We start from the raw sequence: 16094 nt of genomic DNA on the forward strand, positions 1-16094 counted from the left end.
GGATTCTCCCGGATGGGCTTGTGTGGGTGCGCTAGGGTGTCAGCGCTCGCTTTCGCCGTTTCATTCTCATCGGCTGACATTCATTAGCGGCCGATGCCACAAGCTTTTATGTCAAGTTGACGAAAGATTTATGACAGCCCAAGTTTCTGATTTTTCATGTCTTTTCTCATGTCGTTTTCCGTCTCTGTGAAGCCGGTCAAAAACGGACGGTGAAAACGGTGCCTTCCCCCAGCACGGAGCGAACGAGCAGGCGGGCGCGATGCCGGGTGAGGATGTGCTTGACGATCGCCAGCCCCAGTCCGGTTCCCTTTTTCGAGCGGCTGGCTTCGACATTCACACGGTAGAAACGCTCGGTAATGCGCGGCACGTGCTCTGCGGGAATGCCTGGTCCGCGATCTCGCACGGAAACCTCGACCGGATCCCCGCCTCCGCCGGACAGGCTCACCTCGACGGTCTTGCCCTCCTGACCATATTTGCAGGCATTCTCCACGAGGTTTTCGAACACCTCGATCAGCTCGTCCCGGTCGCCTTGGACGATGACCGGGACGGACGGAAGATCCAGCGCGATAGCGACCCCCAGATCCTGGGCCAGCGGACCGAGCGTGTCGCAGACATGACCGAGCAACGGCCCGAGGGCGATGTCCTGCTCGGGCGCGATATGGGATTTCAACTCGAGGCGCGACAGCGACAGCAGGTCGTCCACGAGGCGGCTCATCCGTGTCGCCTGCTCGAGCATGATGCCGAGAAACCGCTCCTGTGCCTTCACATCGTTGCGCGCCGGGCCCTGCAGGGTCTCGATGAAGCCGCGCAGGGAGGCAAGCGGTGTGCGCAATTCATGGCTCGCATTGGCAACGAAGTCCGAGCGCATGCGATCGATCCGGCGTGCCTGCGAGATGTCGCGATAGGAGACGATATAGACGGTGTCGATAGCTGCCGGATCGACACGGGGCCTGGGGGCGCCGAGCGCCGCCGGCGCAACACGGACGATGTACACGGCCTCAGAAGGCAGACGCTCGGAATGCTCGATCTGGTTGACCCGCCCCGTGGCGATCGTTTCGCGGACCATGTCGAGAATGCCCGGCGACCGCACGCGGCCGGACAGATCCGAATGGGGAGGGATGACGCCGAAGGCTTTTTCGGCGGCCTGGTTCTGGAACAGCACGCGCTCGTCCGCGCCGATGATGAGCACCGGCATGTCCAGGGCGTCGAAGCCGCTTTCAAGCGCGGAGAGTTCCGTCTCGCCGGTCGATGGCAGCGGTTCGACATGGGGCGGCAGGCTCGGCGTCGCGGGCTGCCGCAGAAGGGCCGTGACAAGCGTGAGCCAGCATGCGCCGGCCAGCACCGGGTGGCCGCTGGTCGCAATCAACGCGACGCAGCCGGCAAACGTCAGGCCGACCAACCACTTCTCCGCCCAGATCCGCGAGGCGATCGTCTGCCAGAATGTCGTTTCCTGCACCGGTTCCCCGCATCTTGCTGCCTGCCCGCGCCGGCGTAAAAATTCCCGGCGCGATGCAGGTCGGTCCCGCCGTCCGGTAAAGCTCACGGTCAATGCTCGTGGTCAATGCTCTTGATCAATGCCCATCATCGAAGCTCTTGGCCCACATGGTCATCTCCAACATGTAACCCGGCTTCATGACATGATTTTCACGGTGCGCTTGAAATCGCAATGGACTTATGGCCTGCTCGCGCGCGGCGGCACGGCCTCTCTGGCTTGCCCGCCGACATCCACGGGAGTGAACAGCATGGACGATATCAAGCCGGTCGAAATCGATATCGACGGAACGACGCATCTGTTTGACGTCGACACGCCCGACCTGCCGGACTGGATCACGAAGGCTGCCATGGCCTCCGGCGGCTACCCCTACGAAAAAAAGCTGAACAAGGACACCTACAAGGCCGATCTGGAGCGGTTGCAGATCGAGCTCGTGAAGGTGCAGGCCTGGCAGCAGGCAAGCGGCAAGCGCGTGATCGTGGTGTTTGAAGGGCGCGACGCGGCCGGCAAGGGTGGCGCGATCCACGAGACGCGCGCCTACATGAATCCGCGCACGGCCCGGATCGTGGCGTTGACCAAACCGACCGAGACGGAGAGCGGTCAATGGTATTTTCAGCGCTACGTCTCGCATTTTCCGACGGTGGGCGAATTCGTGATGTTCGACCGCTCCTGGTACAATCGGGCCGGCGTCGAACCGATCATGGGTTTCTGTACGCCGGCGCAATACGAGCATTTCCTGAAGCAGGTGCCGCCGTTCGAAAAGCTGATCGTCGACGAGGGCATCGTTCTTTTCAAGATCTGGCTGGAAATCGGACAGGAAATGCAGCTCATGCAGTTCCACCAGCGGCGTCATGATCCGCTGAAGGTGTGGAAGCTTTCGCCGATGGACATCGAAGCCCTATCGCGCTGGAACGACTACACCGAAAAGCGCGACCGCATGCTGAAGGAAACACACAAGGGCAAGGCGCCCTGGACCGTAATCCTGGGAAACGACCGCCGTCGCGCCCGCCTCAACCTTATCCGTCATCTTCTGACGAACCTCGACTACACGGGCAAGGATGAGAAGGCGATCGGCGAGATCGACGACAAGATTCTCATGTCCGGACAACATTTCCGGAAATCCTGACCGAAGGACGGCTCGAACACAGGGCCGGTCCTCGTCGTTCCGGATGGCGCGGCCCTCCTACGGGCAACGCCACCACGCTCATTGCCCCGGCAAAAGCCGGATGGCGTAAAGATCGAGACCGCCGCCATTGGCGGTCACGTCGCTGTTGATGAGAAGGCGACCCGGACCGTTCGGCGACAGCGTGCGGTCGAAGGTGATCTTGAACAGCATGTCGCTTTTCTCGTCATTGACCGTAAAGCGATGTCGCCCGCAGTCGCCGAGAGATGCGAAGTCGCATTCCACCGAAAACTGGGTCGGCTTGCCGTCGGCCGATTGAACGCTGAGAGCCAGCGTCGAGGTCTGGCCCGCCATGCGCTGAAGCGCCGACGCCGGAACCTCGATCGCGACGTTTCCGCTGCCATCGCTCGCGCCGGACGTGATACGAAGCCGCGCGCCGCCCTCGTCGCGCACGACGTCCGTCCGGACGCGGGCGCCCGGCGTCACGCCGCTGGGGTCGGTCGGCAGGTAGAGATCAACCCAGTCCGCCGTAAAGCCTGCCTGGGCACCAAGCGTCCGCAGGCCGGCACCTCCGTCGAAGTCCTCGGCGGCAACGGTCGGCGGGGGGGCCGGCTGGCCTTCGGGACGTTCGAGCAGCCCCGTGCTGAGAACCCACCAGGTCGCGCTTCCGACGGCCGCCACGAGAACGGCAACCACCATCAGGATGGAGGCAATCCGTCCGCCGCGGCCGCGACGCCGACGCGGCACCAGGGGCTCCGCGCCGGGAAGACCGAGATCGTTGACGGTATCGCGCGCATGCGCGCCCGGCCGAAAGGGATCGCGATCCGGCGAGACCATCATCGGCGCCAAGGATGCGTCTTCACGGCTGTCGCGCCGCTCCTCGGGTTCCACCACAGCGCTCTCGCTGCGTCGGCTCTTCGCAATCGAAGGCGGGCGGAGCTCTGCGGCTGGACCATCCGGAACCACGTCGTCGAAGCCCGGTTCCTCCCGGCGATGCTCGCGCGAACCGACAGGCGGTTCTGCTCGCACCGGCTCCCGCAGGACAGGTGCCATGCCACTGTTCGGAACCTGCATCGGGTCGGGAGCCTGCACGACGGCGGCATCGCGGAGCGTCGCCCTCTCCTGCTGCTCGATCGCGTGAATGGCGACCTCCAGACGATGCCTCTGCTGGGCGATGACCGTCTCGTCCTGGACGTTCTGCTTGCGCAGACCGGCCTCCAGCGCATTGCGCGCCGACTGGTAGATCCGGGCGCGCGTTTCCGCATTCGCCCGGTCGGAGCGCTCCAGCGCCTGCTTGATGGCTGTTTCCAGTCCGCTCACCCTGATCCCTTGCCTGGCGCTTCGCTTCGCGCACCCATCCGGATGCAGGTGTCGCGACGAAGGAAAGCATATTTACTTTTCGGTAACGATTGCCGTCCCGTTGCGCAAGTCCGCCGAACGCACATAAGGCAAGCGCGATGCGGCCTGCCGACGATATGCGCCGTCGTGCCGCCCGGAGCCGTCTGTCCATGCGGGCGCCGGCATTCATCGCGGCGCAGGCGACGGGCCGCTTGAAGAGATATGTATCGTGACGGCGCCCCGCATGCCCTCGCTCGCCCTATGCACGCGTGGGGCGTTCGGGACGCCATGAGCGAACGCACGACATGGGCATCGCGCCCCTTGCCAGACCCGCGCTCTCCCCGCTATCTTCCGTTTACGCGAACGTCAATCGAGAGAGACCGTCATGGCCCTGCCGCCCATCCTTTCCAACCTCCGCATTCCCGTCGTTGCAGCGCCCTTGTTCATCATTTCCCATCCCGCCCTCACGCTTGCCCAGTGCAAGGCGGGCGTGGTCGGCTCCTTTCCGGCACTCAATGCCAGACCGGAAGCACAGCTGGACGAATGGCTGGCGATGATCACGGAAGAGCTGGCGGCCCACGACGCGCGGAACCCGGGCAAACCGTCGGCACCCTTTGCCGTCAACCAGATCGTCCATCGCTCCAACAAGAGGCTGGAGCATGACCTGATGCTCTGCGCAAAATACAAGGTGCCGATCGTCATCTCCTCACTTGGTGCCGTGCCCGAGGTAAACGCGGCGGTGCACGGTTATGGCGGCATCGTGCTGCACGACGTGATCCACGACCGCCATGCGCGTTCCGCGATCAACAAAGGGGCGGACGGACTGATCGCCGTCGCTGCGGGAGCCGGTGGCCACACCGGCGCCCTGTCGCCTTTTGCCCTCGTTCAGGAGATCCGCAGCTGGTTTTCCGGTCCGCTCCTGCTGTCCGGCGCCATAGCCAATGGCGGCGCGGTGCTGGCTGCGCAGGCCATGGGTGCGGACCTTGCCTATATCGGATCGGCCTTCATCGCCACCGAGGAAGCCCGGGCCAGCGACAGCTACAAGCAGATGATCGTCGACAGCAAGGCCAAGGACATCGTGGAAACGCCCCATTTTACCGGCGTCAACGGCAACTATCTGCGACCCTCCATCGCTGCAGCCGGCCTCGATGCCGACCACCTACCGGCGGCCGAAGCCGCAACGATGGATCTCGATGCTGCCGTCGGCAGTGGTGCAAAAGCCTGGCGCGACATCTGGGGTTCGGGCCAGGGGATCGGCGCTGTCACCGCGATCACCCCGGTCGAAACGCTTGTCGAACGCCTGGAGACGGAATACGCGGCCGCCCGCGCACGGCTTTCGCTGTGAGGCGCCGGGTTTCCCGTGGTCTTCCTCTTTGCCGCGTTACAGCCCCCGCGCTCGTCACGAGTTTTTCCATTCCGGGCGAAGAGACCGCTTGAATTCCCCGAACTTTGCAGGTATCAGCCCCTCACATCACAGGCTGACCATGCGGTTCGCCGGTGAGCCGCTTTAGCTCAGGTGGTAGAGCACATCATTCGTAATGATGGGGTCGCAGGTTCGAGTCCTGCAAGCGGCACCATTCTTTCCCTCGATCTTCATTTGCCTGCTGTCATCGAACGCCCGTTCGAAGCGTGTCGTCGCGCGTAGGAGAGCGGCAGCACGTCGCCGGCAGCCTTTTCGCTCGTGTCGACAAGGGCTTCAGTCGGTCCACTCGTTGCTGAATGTCAGGCGCGCGACCGTTATGGTACGGCCGGTGGCGTCGCGGACGGTCAGGGCGATGGTGCCGTTGCAGGTTTCAGGCATTTCGTCGCGGGCGATGTCCCCGAGGATCCGGCCGACTTCCATGGCAACCGATTCCCGGCTCGCCAGCTCCTGACCCTCTTCGTCCAGGACCGGACCATTGCCATTGTGAAGATCAAAGAAGTAGCGGCTCATTTTCGGTCTCGACGTCTCGGCTCGGGCGCACTTGCCCTGCTAAGTTGCGGATGGGGCTTTTGTTCCGAAATCGAAGGCCTGCCATCGCGAAGCACGCGCAGCTGACGGCATCCTGCTTTTTGCGCTTGCCGTTTTTCAGATGCCACTGTTTAAAATGCATCGGTGATGCGCCCGCCGGCAGGGTCCTCCGCAGCGGTTGCGTCTCCGGGTCCGTTGCGGATTGTTCATACGTTTATTCTTGAAGGCCTTTATCGTGATCGACATTCTCATTCGGAACCTCTCCAACCACGACATTGTATCGGAGGATGAGCAGAGTCTTCTGAGATCGCTGGCTGCGCGCGAGCGCGCGTACGAGGTGGATGAGGATCTCGTGTCGGAGAACTCGCGACCGACCTACAGCACGCAGCTGGTCGAGGGCTTCGCGGCACGCTACAAGCTCACCCCCGATGGCACGCGGCAAATCACCGCCCTGCATGTGCCCGGGGACTTCGTCGATCTGCATGCCTTCCTTCTGAAGACGATGGACCACGGGATCATCGCGCTTTCCCCCTGCCGCGTGATGCAGATCGACCATACCGACCTTCAGACGGTGACGGAGAAGGCGCCGCACCTGACGCGTCTGCTCTGGCTGAAGACGATCATCGACGGCGCGATCCATCGCGAGTGGATTGTCGCCATGGGCCGCCGCTCCAAGCGGGCGCACCTCGCCCACCTGCTTTGCGAACTGCATATGCGACTGGAGGCCATGGGCCTTACTCAGGGTCTGAGCTTTTACTTCCCGCTCTCGCAGGGGGAGATGGCGGACGTGCTTGGGCTCTCGCTCGTTCACATGAACCGCACGATCCAGAACCTGCGCAAGGACGGGCTGATCAGTTGGATCAACCATACGGTGACGATCCTCGACTGGGATGAATTGCGGAACATCGCGGATTTCGATCCGACTTATCTCAGCCTGACCGTGGAGCCGCGTTGAGCGGTCCGGGCAACGTCATGTCGGCCAGTACATCTCCGAACGGTAGTCCTCGGGAATGGTCTCAAGGCTGCACAGAGCCATCGCAATGGCCATGATCTGCAAATGCTTGATGTGGATATCGCGCGGCATATCGATGCCGGTGGCGAGCGCCCGCGCGCGATGCCGGTCGTAGCCGAGAGCCGCTATCCGCCGGCGTGCTTCGGCATGCACGTCACCCATGCCGATCGGCGCTTCGACGCGGTCTCCCGCGTCATCCCTGACAAGTCTCAGCCCCATCTCTCGCCCCAGACAATTGACCTGCCGTCATGATGACGGAAACGGGCCGATTCTCAATTCGCAGAAATAGGGAGCAAAACCTTGGAGACGATCGCAAACATCGCGATGCGGGCTGGGCAAGGAGGACGCAAGGACAAGGCAGGGGCCGTCAGGCCTCCTCGTTGTCCGGCACATTGCGCCGCAGTTCGTCCAGCCACAGCCGCGCATTGCCGTCGGACGGGGCGCGCCAGTCGCCGCGCGGCGACAGGGAGCCGCCGGATGTGACCTTCGGGCCATTCGGGGAGGCCGAGCGCTTGAACTGGCTGGTCGTGAAGAACCGGAACAGGAAGGCTTCCAGCCATTTGCGGATCGTCGCGAGATCATAGGCGCCTCGGCTCTCCTCGGGGAAGCCGGACGGCCACTTGCCTGCTTTCGCGTCATGCCAGGCGTGCCAGGCGAGGAAGGCGACCTTCGACGGTTTCAGCCCGAAGCGGGTGATGTAATAGAGCGCAAAATCATGCAGCGCATAGGGGCCGATCTTGTCCTCGGTGCTCTGGATCGCACCGGTCTCGTCGGCGGGCACGAGCTCGGGTGAAATGACCGTATCGAGAACGTCGGCCAGCGTTGCGTTCGTTTCAGGATCGAACAGCTGCTTGGCGATGACCCAGCGGATCAGGTGCTGGATAAGCGTCTTCGGCACGGACGCATTGACATTGTAGTGGCTCATATGGTCGCCCACGCCGTATGTGGACCAGCCGAGCGCGATTTCCGAAAGATCGCCCGTTCCCAGCACCAGCGCATCATAGCGGTTGGCCGCGCGGAACAGGAAGTCCGTTCGCAGGCCGGCCTGCACGTTCTCGAAGGTGATGTCGTAGACCGGCTTACCCTCGGCATAGGGATGCTTCAGATCCTTCAGCAATTGCTCTGCCAGGGGTTTGATGTCGATCTCATCGGCGGTGATGCCGAGCGATCGCATCAGCTTCCAGGCGTTTGTCTTGGTGACGTCGCCCGTGGCGAAACCCGGCATGGTGAATCCGAGAATGCCGGAACGCGGCAAGCCCAGCTGATCGAACGCGCGGGCAGCCACGACGAGGGCATGGGTGCTGTCGAGCCCCCCGGAGACGCCGATGCAGATCTTCCGGATGCCGGTCGCCTGGAGGCGCTTCATCAGGCCCTGGACCTGGATGTTGTAGGTCTCGTAGCAATCCTGGTCGAGCCGCGCGGCATCCGCGGGCACGAAGGGATAGCGTGAGATGCCGCGTTCGAGCCCGATATCGCCCCGGTTGGGCTCGAACAGGAAATCGATCGTGCGGAAGGTGCGATCGGCCCGATGCTGGTGGTTGGCGGCGTCGTTGAAGGTGCCGGTCCGCAGGCGCTCGAGCAGCAGACGATCGACGTCGATATCGGCAACGCACATTTGCGGGCCGTCGGGGAACCGCTCGGTCTCTGCCAGGAAGTGGCCGAGTTCGTAGATGCAGGCCTGACCGTCCCAAGCAAGGTCCGTGGTGGATTCCCCCGGGCCGGCAGCCGCATAGACATAGGCGGCAAAGCAACGATTGGACTGCGAGCCCGCCAGCTGGCGCCGGGTCTCGGCTTTGCCGACCGTGATGTTGCTCGCCGAGAGATTGGTGAGGATGAGCGCGCCGGCGAGCGCACCGAAGTCGCTCGGCGATGCTGCGACCCAGACATCCTCGCAGATCTCGATATGGAAGACGAAACCGCGGATGTCGGTTGCCGAGAACAGGAGGTCCACACCGAAGGGTGCCACCTGCCCGGCCACGGAAATGCTCTCGCCGCGGATGTCGCGCCCGGCCGCGCACCAGCGCTTCTCGTAGAACTCGCGATAGTTCGGCAGATAGCTTTTCGGCACGACCCCGAGGATACGACCGCGATGGATCGCCAGCGCGCAGTTGTAGAGCCGGCCATTCTGAGGAAGGGGGGCGCCAACGAGAAGAACCGGGGACAGCGTGCGGCTTTCCTCGATAAGACGAGCCAGCGCCATGTCCACCGCCTCGTGCAGCGCGGCTTGGCCAAGGAGATCGTCGAGCGTGTAGCTGGATATGCACAGCTCGGGAAACACCATCAGTCCCACGGACCGGGCATCGCCTTCGCGGGCAAGCGCGATGACCTGGTCGACATTGAAGGCGGGATCGGCGACCTCGCACCGCGGCGTGCAGGCGGCAACGCGCACAAAACCCTGATCATAGGCTGAAAAGAAATTCACCGGCACGCATCCCGTGTTGATCACTGTCGCCATGATACTTAAGGCAGTCAGCTCGTCCGGGAAAGGCTCTGTTCTTTGCTTTACCGGTCTGTCAGGCCTGCTTGATCAAGGTGGCTGTCTGCGCCTGGGCTGGCGTCTGCGCCGGCACTGCCACGTCATGCAGCCATTCGCGCCAGATCGCGACGATCAGCGCCATGAGCACCGGACCGACGAACAGGCCGAGGAAACCCATGGTCTTCACCCCGCCGACGAGGCCGAAGAAGGTGGGCAGGAACGGCAGCTTGATCGGGCCGCCGACCAGGCGGGGACGAAGCGTCTTGTCGACGATGAAGAGTTCGATGGTGCCCCAGGCAAAAAGAGCAAGCCCTGTCAGCGGCGCACCGCTGGCCAGCAGATAGACCGACACGAGCGTGAAGCAGAGAGGCGCGCCGCCCGGAATGAGCGCCATGAAGCCGGTGATGATGCCAAGGGTTACCGGCGACGGAACGCCGGCGATCCAGTAGGCGACGCCGAGAACAATCCCCTCCCCGATGGCGATAAGGCCCATGCCGGTCACGGTGGAGGAAATGGTCAACGGCACGATCCGCGATACGCGCTCCCACCGCATGGGCAGGATCCGCTCCCCGAGCCGGTCCAGTTGCGCCACGAACTTTTCGCCGTCACGGTAGACGAAGAACAGGGTGATGAGCATGAAGAGCAAGGTCAGCAGTGAGCGCGCGGCCCCCGCCCCGACGACGAGCGCCCCCCGGTAGATGCTGCCGATGTTGGAGCCGCTGACCAGCTGCACGAGTTCGCCGAGCGCGCCGGGATGCCCGACATGCTTTGCCCACTGCTCGCCGAGCCAGGCGCCGCCCAACGGCAGCTGCAGGACCCAGGCGGGCACATCGGCACCGACGGAGTTGGCTTCCACGGCCCAGCCGACCCAGCCGCGGAACTCGTCGACGGCATAGATCGCGGCGAATGTCACGGGCGTGACGATAAAGGCGATGACGAGGATGATCGCAATCGTCGCCCCGATGGTGCGGTTGCCCTTTACGGCAATCAGCAAGCGTCGGTAGAGCGGCCAGCTGGCAAAGCCGATGACGACCGCTGCGAGAACCGGGACAAGGAAGCCATGAAAGAAATAGGCACCGGCCAGGAGAATGAAGACGAGAAGCCATCGCGCCGCGGATGCGGGGCCCACCAGCGCCGAGCGATCATAGGCTGGACGCCCAAAGAGCCGCGGCTCTGCCGACTGGTTTTCCAATTCGCGATGGCGCACCCACTACCTCCGTCAGGCTCCCGCCTGCAATTGTCCGATCGACCTTCTATAACAGCCGAAGGGCGCGCGCGGGATGACAATTGCAAAATCGGCGCCAAAATGTGGCGGCGCCATTGGTCCTGTTCGACAGACAGCTTAACGGGCGGCTTGGCGGACGAGCTTCAGGCAGCACGCGACGTGCGTTCGACGGCCACCGAGACCGCGAAGATGCCGATGCCGAACACGGCCATGACAGCGCCGACCAAGCCGGTCGAGGTCCAGCCGTATCCGGCGGCGATGGCCACGCCGCCGAGCCAGGCGCCGAGCGCGTTGGCGAGATTGAAGGCAGAGTGCATGAGCGCTGCCGCCAGGGTTTGCGCCTCGCCAGCAACATCCATCAGACGGGTCTGCATGGCCGGCACCATGAGAAAGGCGAAGCCGATCGAGAGAATGTTGACCGTCGCCATGGCGGGAGAGTTCATGGTGGCGGCGAACAGCAGAAGGGCTGCCAGATTGAAAACGAGGCCGAGACCGATCGCCTTCATCAGAGACCAGTCCGCCAGTCGCGCGCCGATGATGTTTCCAAGGATCATGCCGGCGCCGAAGACGCACAGCATCAGGGGCACGCGGGACAGCGAAACACCTGCAACCTCCGTCAGGGCCGGCGTGATGTAGCTGAACGTGGCAAACATGCCGCCGCAGCCGATGGCGCAGATGCCGAGCGTCAGCCAGACCTGCAGCTTTTTCAACGCCCCAAGCTCGCGCAGCGGTGAGGCTGCGGCGTCGGCCCGATCCTTGGGCACGAAAAGCATGGTCAGCACGATGGTCAGAAGGCTGATGCCGCCGACGATGGCAAAGGCGGCGCGCCACCCCAGCGCCTGGCCGAACCAGGCGGTCAGGGGCGTGCCCACGAGCGTTGCCAGCGTGAGGCCCATCATGACCCGTCCGATGGCGCGCCCGCGTTGGTGCGGCGCGACCATGCCCGCCGCCACGAGCGCGGCCACGCCGAAATAGGCACCATGGGGCAGGCCGGCAAGGAAGCGGGCCGTGACCAGCAGGTTGAATGACGGCGCCAGCGCGCTGGCGATATTGCCTGCCGCAAACAGGGCCATGAGGGTCAGAAGCACGACGTGCCGGGCATAGCGGGCCGCGATCACCGCAATCAGAGGCGCGCCGACGACGACGCCGAGGGCATAGGCGCTGACGACGACGCCGGCATGCGGCACCGAGACATGCAGATCCTGCGCGACCTGGGGCAGCAAGCCCATGATGGCAAACTCTCCGGTGCCGATTCCGAAACCGCCCACGGCCAAGGCGACCTCCGCCATGGAGATCCCTCCGAAGCGGACCGTGCGGGGGGATGAAAGCGCGGTGTCGGACATGGGGGTGACCTTGCGTTGAGACCGGGTCGGCCTCCGGGAAAAATCTCAGTCGGCACTCGCGTGGAATGAGGCTGAGTCGTGGAACGAGGCGTAGACCGTATCGAGAGCATCCGCAAAGCATTGGTACGCAGCCATGCACACATCGAAAGCCTCCCATGCCTGAGCAACATACCTTGTTGACGCTTACGTGTAGGTCATATATTTTTGACGTCGCTTGAAGCGCGTGCAGAAGAGCATAGAGTTCAAGCAGGCCACTCGGGAGAGGTGCGCCATCTGGGGGATCGCCGGCGGCTCACAACCGGCTCGAGGAGGATCAAAATGCCCGATACGGCCAGCCGGACGCCATTGATGTCGCCGCACAGGCCTTGGCTTGCGTCTTACCCGTCGGGCATGCCGGCCGAGATCGGCGCCAGCCCCTACGCGTCTCTCAGCCATCTGTTCGAGGTTTTGTGCGAAAAAAATGCGGGGCGCCCGGCCTATACGTGCATGGGCACGACGCTCACGTTCGGCGCGTTTGCAAAGACCGTCGATGCGTTTGCCGCCCATCTGCAATCGACCGGGCTGAAGCCGGGCGATCGCGTGGCCGTCATGATGCCGAACGTCCTGCAAAACCCGGTGACGATCTTTGCGATCCTGAGGGCCGGATTCGTGGTCGTCAACGTCAACCCGCTCTACACGCCACGCGAGCTCGAATATCAGTTGAAGGATAGCGGCGCGAAAGCGATCGTCGTCCTGGAAAATTTCGCCCACACGGTGGAACAGGTGGCCTCGAAAACGGCTCTGCAGCATGTCGTCGTCGCCTCGATGGGCGATCTGCTCGGCGTGAAGGGCTTGCTCGTCAACATCATCGTCCGACGGGTGAAGAAGCTGGTGCCCGCCTGGTCGCTGCCCGGCCATGTCAGGTTCAACACTGCGCTTGCCATGGGCAAACGGCTCTTGCTGGCGAAGCGCGAGATCAAGGCCGAGGATGTCGCATTCCTGCAATATACAGGCGGCACCACCGGCGTCTCCAAGGGTGCAGTGCTAACGCATGCCAACCTGCTGGCAAATACGGCGCAGATGCGCCTCTGGGTCGAAACGGCCTTCATCAACAAGCCGAGGCCGGAGACCCTCGTGTTTCTCTGCGCCCTGCCTCTCTATCACATCTTTGCCCTCACCGTGAACGGGCTGATGGGCCTCGTGCTCGGCGGACACAACGTGCTCATTCCAAACCCGCGCGATATACCCTCCCTGGTCAAGGAGTTCGGGAGCCACAAGGTCACGATCTTCCCCGGCCTCAACACCCTGTTCAACGCCCTTCTGAACAACGAAGCCTTTCGGGCGCTCGACTTTTCCTCGCTCGTCCTGACGTTTGGCGGCGGCATGTCCGTGCAGCGTCCGGTGGCGGAGCGCTGGGAGAAAGTGACGGGCTGCCCCATCAAGGAGGGCTATGGCCTGTCCGAGACGTCGCCTGTCGCAAGCGCCAACCGTCTCGACCTGCCGGACTTTACCGGAACCATTGGCCTGCCTCTGCCCTCGACCGACATCGAGATCCGCAACGAGGCGGATGTGTCCGTGCCGATCGGCGAGATCGGCGAGATCTGCATTCGCGGGCCGCAGGTCATGGCCGGCTATTGGAACAAGCCTGAGGAAACCGCGCAGGCAATTTCTGCAGATGGCTTCTTCCGCACCGGCGATATCGGCCGGATGAGCCCGGAAGGGCTGATCAAGATCGTGGACCGCAAGAAGGACATGATCCTGGTCTCCGGCTTCAATGTTTTTCCGAACGAGGTCGAGGAAGTGGCCATGTCGCATCCTGGCGTTTTGGAATGCGCGGCCATCGGTATTCCGGATGCGCATTCGGGAGAAGCGGTGAAGCTGTTTGTCGTTCGTCGTGATCCAGCACTGACGGAGGCCGAGCTTCGCGCGCACTGCACCGACGGGCTGACGAACTACAAGCGACCGCGCTTCATCGAGTTCCGCGACGAATTGCCGAAGTCGAATGTCGGGAAGATCCTGCGGAAAGACCTGCGCACCTGAAGAGGCCGGCAGCCCGCCCAGCTGCACGCCGCCTATGCGGAGATGGCCGGCTGCCCGTGAAATTCGGGCGCCAAGGCTTGATTTGCTGTGACCAAACGCACTAGCTATCGCGGCTGATAAAAACCCATTGAAAGCATGTCCGGGCAAGCGCCAAGGCTTTTACCGGAACTGCCCGAGGAGCCGATGATGAAAGCGCTGGTCGAAGAGCTGAAGAGCACCGCCACCGAAACAGACGCCACCGATATTCGTGCAGCCTTCGCTGCGGATCCGCAGCGCTTCCAGCGCTTTTCGGTCACGCTCGATGATATTCTGTTCGATTACTCCAAATGCGCCGTCAACGACCGTGTTCTGGACGGGTTGGAGGCGATTGCAAAGGCTGCCCGGGTTACCGAAAAGCGCGACGAGATGTTCGCCGGCAAACCGATCAACTTCACTGAGGGCCGTGCTGTCCTTCATACGGCTTTGCGCAACCGCTCCAACACGCCCGTCATGGTCGACGGCCGGGACGTGATGCCGGACGTCAATGCCGTGCTCGATGCCATGGGCACCTTTTCCGACAAGATCCGCAACGGCACTCTGACCGGTGCGACCGGGAAGAAGATCACCGACATCGTCAACATCGGCATTGGCGGCTCCGATCTCGGGCCTGTCATGGCGACGCTTGCGCTTGCGCCGGAGCATGACGGTCCGCGCACCCATTTCGTCTCCAACATCGACGGCGCCCACATCGCCGATACGCTGAAGCTGCTGGACCCGGAAACATCCCTGTTCATCGTCGCGTCGAAGACGTTCACGACGATCGAGACGATGACCAATGCGCAGACGGCGCGCGCCTTCATCGCAAAGGCGCTCGGCGAAGACGCCGTTGGCCATCATTTCTGCGCGGTCTCCACGGCACTCGACAAGGTCGCGGCCTTCGGCATCGCCAGCGATCGCATCTTCGGGTTCTGGGATTGGGTCGGCGGACGCTACTCCATCTGGTCGGCGATCGGCCTGCCGCTGATGATCGCGATCGGCAAGGAGAAGTTCGGCGAATTCCTGGCCGGCGCCCATGCAATCGACGAGCATTTCAAATCCGCCCCGCTGCGACAGAACCTGCCGATGCTGCTTGGCCTGATCGGCTATTATCATCGCAACGTGCTCGGCTACCCCTCCCGCGCCATCCTGCCCTACGATCAGCGCCTGTCGCGCTTCCCTGCCTACCTGCAGCAGCTCGACATGGAGTCGAACGGCAAGGGCGTGACGCTTGACGGCACCCCGGTCGAGGGGAATTCCGGCCCTGTCGTCTGGGGCGAGCCAGGCACCAACGGGCAGCATGCGTTCTACCAGCTGATCCATCAGGGCACGACGGTGATCCCGGCCGAGTTCATGATCGCGGCCAACGCGCATGAGCCGACCCTGCGCCACCAGCACGACTTGCTGATTGCCAACTGCCTGGCCCAGTCGGAAGCCCTCATGAAGGGCCGGACGCTGGAGGAGGCGAAGGCCCAGCTGACCGACAAGGGCATGGACGATGCCAAGGCCGACCACATTGCGCCGCATCGCGTGTTCACCGGCAACCGCCCTTCGCTGACGATCGTTTACGACAAGCTGACGCCCTATGCGCTCGGTCGCCTGATCGCGCTCTATGAACATCGCGTCTTCGTCGAAGGTGCGCTTTTCAACATCAACTCCTTCGACCAGTGGGGCGTGGAGCTTGGCAAGGAACTGGCAACAGGTCTGCTGCCGGTCGTCGAAGGCAAGGAAAGTGCTGAAGGCCACGACAGCTCGACCGCCGGCCTGGTGAAGGCACTGCTCGCCGCCAAGGCATAAGGCTTGCCCCCGCGAAAGGGAGCTTTCCTACAGGAACGATCTTCCCCCACGGGGGAAGATCGCGTCGCCCACTGCCGCAGGGCGAGGCCCGGCGTCAGGATGGCAGGGTTGAAGGAGCGATTCGCCGATCTGGCACAGAACCCGCCGGCCCGAGGCGAGGACAAGTGCATAGTCCTGCCGGAGGGGAAAACTGTTGCCCCGCAGCGACACCGGCCGTGTTTCGGCTGACTTACCTTGAGTTCGGGCGATCGTGATCGGATCACGCCTTGTGCCTGTGCCGCCTGAGACTAGAGATCAGGGCTC

At 63.2% G+C, this 16094-nt stretch carries 12 protein-coding genes and 1 tRNA gene; 6 read left to right on the top strand and 7 right to left on the bottom strand.

Going from position 1 to position 16094, the window contains the following annotated elements; all coding sequences use genetic code 11:
- Positions 1-196: 196 nt before the first annotated feature.
- Positions 197-1456, bottom strand: a complete 1260-nt coding sequence (gene phoR / locus ASG25_RS06135; protein ID WP_062470654.1) for a phosphate regulon sensor histidine kinase PhoR — start codon at positions 1454-1456, stop codon at positions 197-199.
- Positions 1457-1742: 286 nt separating this feature from the next.
- Between phoR and ppk2 the strand changes: the two genes are divergently transcribed.
- Positions 1743-2618: a polyphosphate kinase 2 gene (gene ppk2 / locus ASG25_RS06140; RefSeq protein ID WP_062470657.1), complete on the top strand. Its 876-nt coding sequence runs from the start codon at positions 1743-1745 to the stop codon at positions 2616-2618.
- A gap of 78 nt (positions 2619-2696) precedes the next feature.
- Here the strand turns inward: ppk2 and ASG25_RS06145 are convergent, their stop codons facing one another.
- On the bottom strand, positions 2697-3935 hold the full coding sequence (locus ASG25_RS06145; protein ID WP_062470660.1) for a hypothetical protein: 1239 nt from the start codon (positions 3933-3935) through the stop codon (positions 2697-2699).
- Between the two features lie 403 nt (positions 3936-4338).
- Here ASG25_RS06145 and ASG25_RS06150 point away from each other — a divergent pair, with 403 nt between their 5' ends.
- Complete coding sequence (locus ASG25_RS06150; RefSeq protein ID WP_062470663.1) at positions 4339-5298, top strand: nitronate monooxygenase family protein; 960 nt, start codon at positions 4339-4341, stop codon at positions 5296-5298.
- Positions 5299-5454: 156 nt separating this feature from the next.
- A tRNA-Thr gene (locus ASG25_RS06155) sits at positions 5455-5530 on the top strand.
- 119 nt (positions 5531-5649) lie between these two features.
- On the opposite strand, the gene ASG25_RS06160 is transcribed toward ASG25_RS06155, so the two are convergent.
- Positions 5650-5886 (bottom strand): hypothetical protein, encoded by a 237-nt coding sequence (locus ASG25_RS06160; protein WP_062470667.1) that lies wholly within the window; start codon positions 5884-5886, stop codon positions 5650-5652.
- A 253-nt stretch (positions 5887-6139) separates the two neighbouring features.
- On the opposite strand from ASG25_RS06160, the gene ASG25_RS06165 reads away from it, so the two are divergent.
- Complete coding sequence (locus ASG25_RS06165; RefSeq protein WP_062472287.1) at positions 6140-6859, top strand: Crp/Fnr family transcriptional regulator; 720 nt, start codon at positions 6140-6142, stop codon at positions 6857-6859.
- Positions 6860-6874: 15 nt separating this feature from the next.
- Here ASG25_RS06165 and ASG25_RS06170 read toward each other — a convergent pair whose 3' ends face one another.
- The 4 genes from ASG25_RS06170 to ASG25_RS06185 all read right to left on the bottom strand — a co-directional run bounded on the left by ASG25_RS06170 (position 6875) and on the right by ASG25_RS06185 (position 11960).
- Positions 6875-7135 carry a hypothetical protein gene (locus ASG25_RS06170; RefSeq protein WP_062470670.1) on the bottom strand — a complete coding sequence of 87 codons (261 nt, stop codon included), beginning with the start codon at positions 7133-7135 and terminating at the stop codon, positions 6875-6877.
- Positions 7136-7283: 148 nt separating this feature from the next.
- Positions 7284-9338 (bottom strand): NAD(+) synthase, encoded by a 2055-nt coding sequence (locus ASG25_RS06175; RefSeq protein ID WP_062472289.1) that lies wholly within the window; start codon positions 9336-9338, stop codon positions 7284-7286.
- Positions 9339-9429: 91 nt separating this feature from the next.
- The gene (locus tag ASG25_RS06180; RefSeq protein WP_062470673.1) at positions 9430-10599 is read right to left on the bottom strand and encodes an AI-2E family transporter; all 1170 of its coding nucleotides are present in this window, start codon (positions 10597-10599) and stop codon (positions 9430-9432) included.
- A 161-nt stretch (positions 10600-10760) separates the two neighbouring features.
- Positions 10761-11960 carry an MFS transporter gene (locus ASG25_RS06185; protein ID WP_062470676.1) on the bottom strand — a complete coding sequence of 400 codons (1200 nt, stop codon included), beginning with the start codon at positions 11958-11960 and terminating at the stop codon, positions 10761-10763.
- Positions 11961-12278: 318 nt separating this feature from the next.
- On the opposite strand from ASG25_RS06185, the gene ASG25_RS06190 reads away from it, so the two are divergent.
- Together ASG25_RS06190 and pgi are read left to right on the top strand one after the other, a co-directional pair.
- Entirely contained in the window at positions 12279-13979 is a 1701-nt protein-coding gene (locus tag ASG25_RS06190) for a long-chain-fatty-acid--CoA ligase (protein ID WP_062470679.1), read from the top strand.
- Positions 13980-14165: 186 nt separating this feature from the next.
- The gene (gene pgi, locus ASG25_RS06195) at positions 14166-15791 is read left to right on the top strand and encodes a glucose-6-phosphate isomerase (protein ID WP_062472291.1); all 1626 of its coding nucleotides are present in this window, start codon (positions 14166-14168) and stop codon (positions 15789-15791) included.
- The last annotated feature ends 303 nt before the right edge of the window (positions 15792-16094 follow it).

The sequence above is a fragment of the Rhizobium sp. Leaf384 genome, from assembly GCF_001424065.1.
Taxonomy (GTDB): Bacteria; Pseudomonadota; Alphaproteobacteria; order Rhizobiales; family Rhizobiaceae; genus Ferranicluibacter.

Excerpts from the sequence above, each read along its gene's own strand:
- ppk2 (WP_062470657.1), top strand. The coding sequence starts at position 1,743 with ATGGACGATATCAAGCCGGTCGAAATCGATATCGACGGAACGACGCAT.
- ASG25_RS06150 (WP_062470663.1), top strand. The coding sequence starts at position 4,339 with ATGGCCCTGCCGCCCATCCTTTCCAACCTCCGCATTCCCGTCGTTGCA.
- ASG25_RS06160 (WP_062470667.1), bottom strand. The coding sequence starts at position 5,886 with ATGAGCCGCTACTTCTTTGATCTTCACAATGGCAATGGTCCGGTCCTG.
- ASG25_RS06170 (WP_062470670.1), bottom strand. The coding sequence starts at position 7,135 with ATGGGGCTGAGACTTGTCAGGGATGACGCGGGAGACCGCGTCGAAGCG.
- ASG25_RS06185 (WP_062470676.1), bottom strand. The coding sequence starts at position 11,960 with ATGTCCGACACCGCGCTTTCATCCCCCCGCACGGTCCGCTTCGGAGGG.
- ASG25_RS06190 (WP_062470679.1), top strand. The coding sequence starts at position 12,279 with ATGCCCGATACGGCCAGCCGGACGCCATTGATGTCGCCGCACAGGCCT.
- pgi (WP_062472291.1), top strand. The coding sequence starts at position 14,166 with ATGAAAGCGCTGGTCGAAGAGCTGAAGAGCACCGCCACCGAAACAGAC.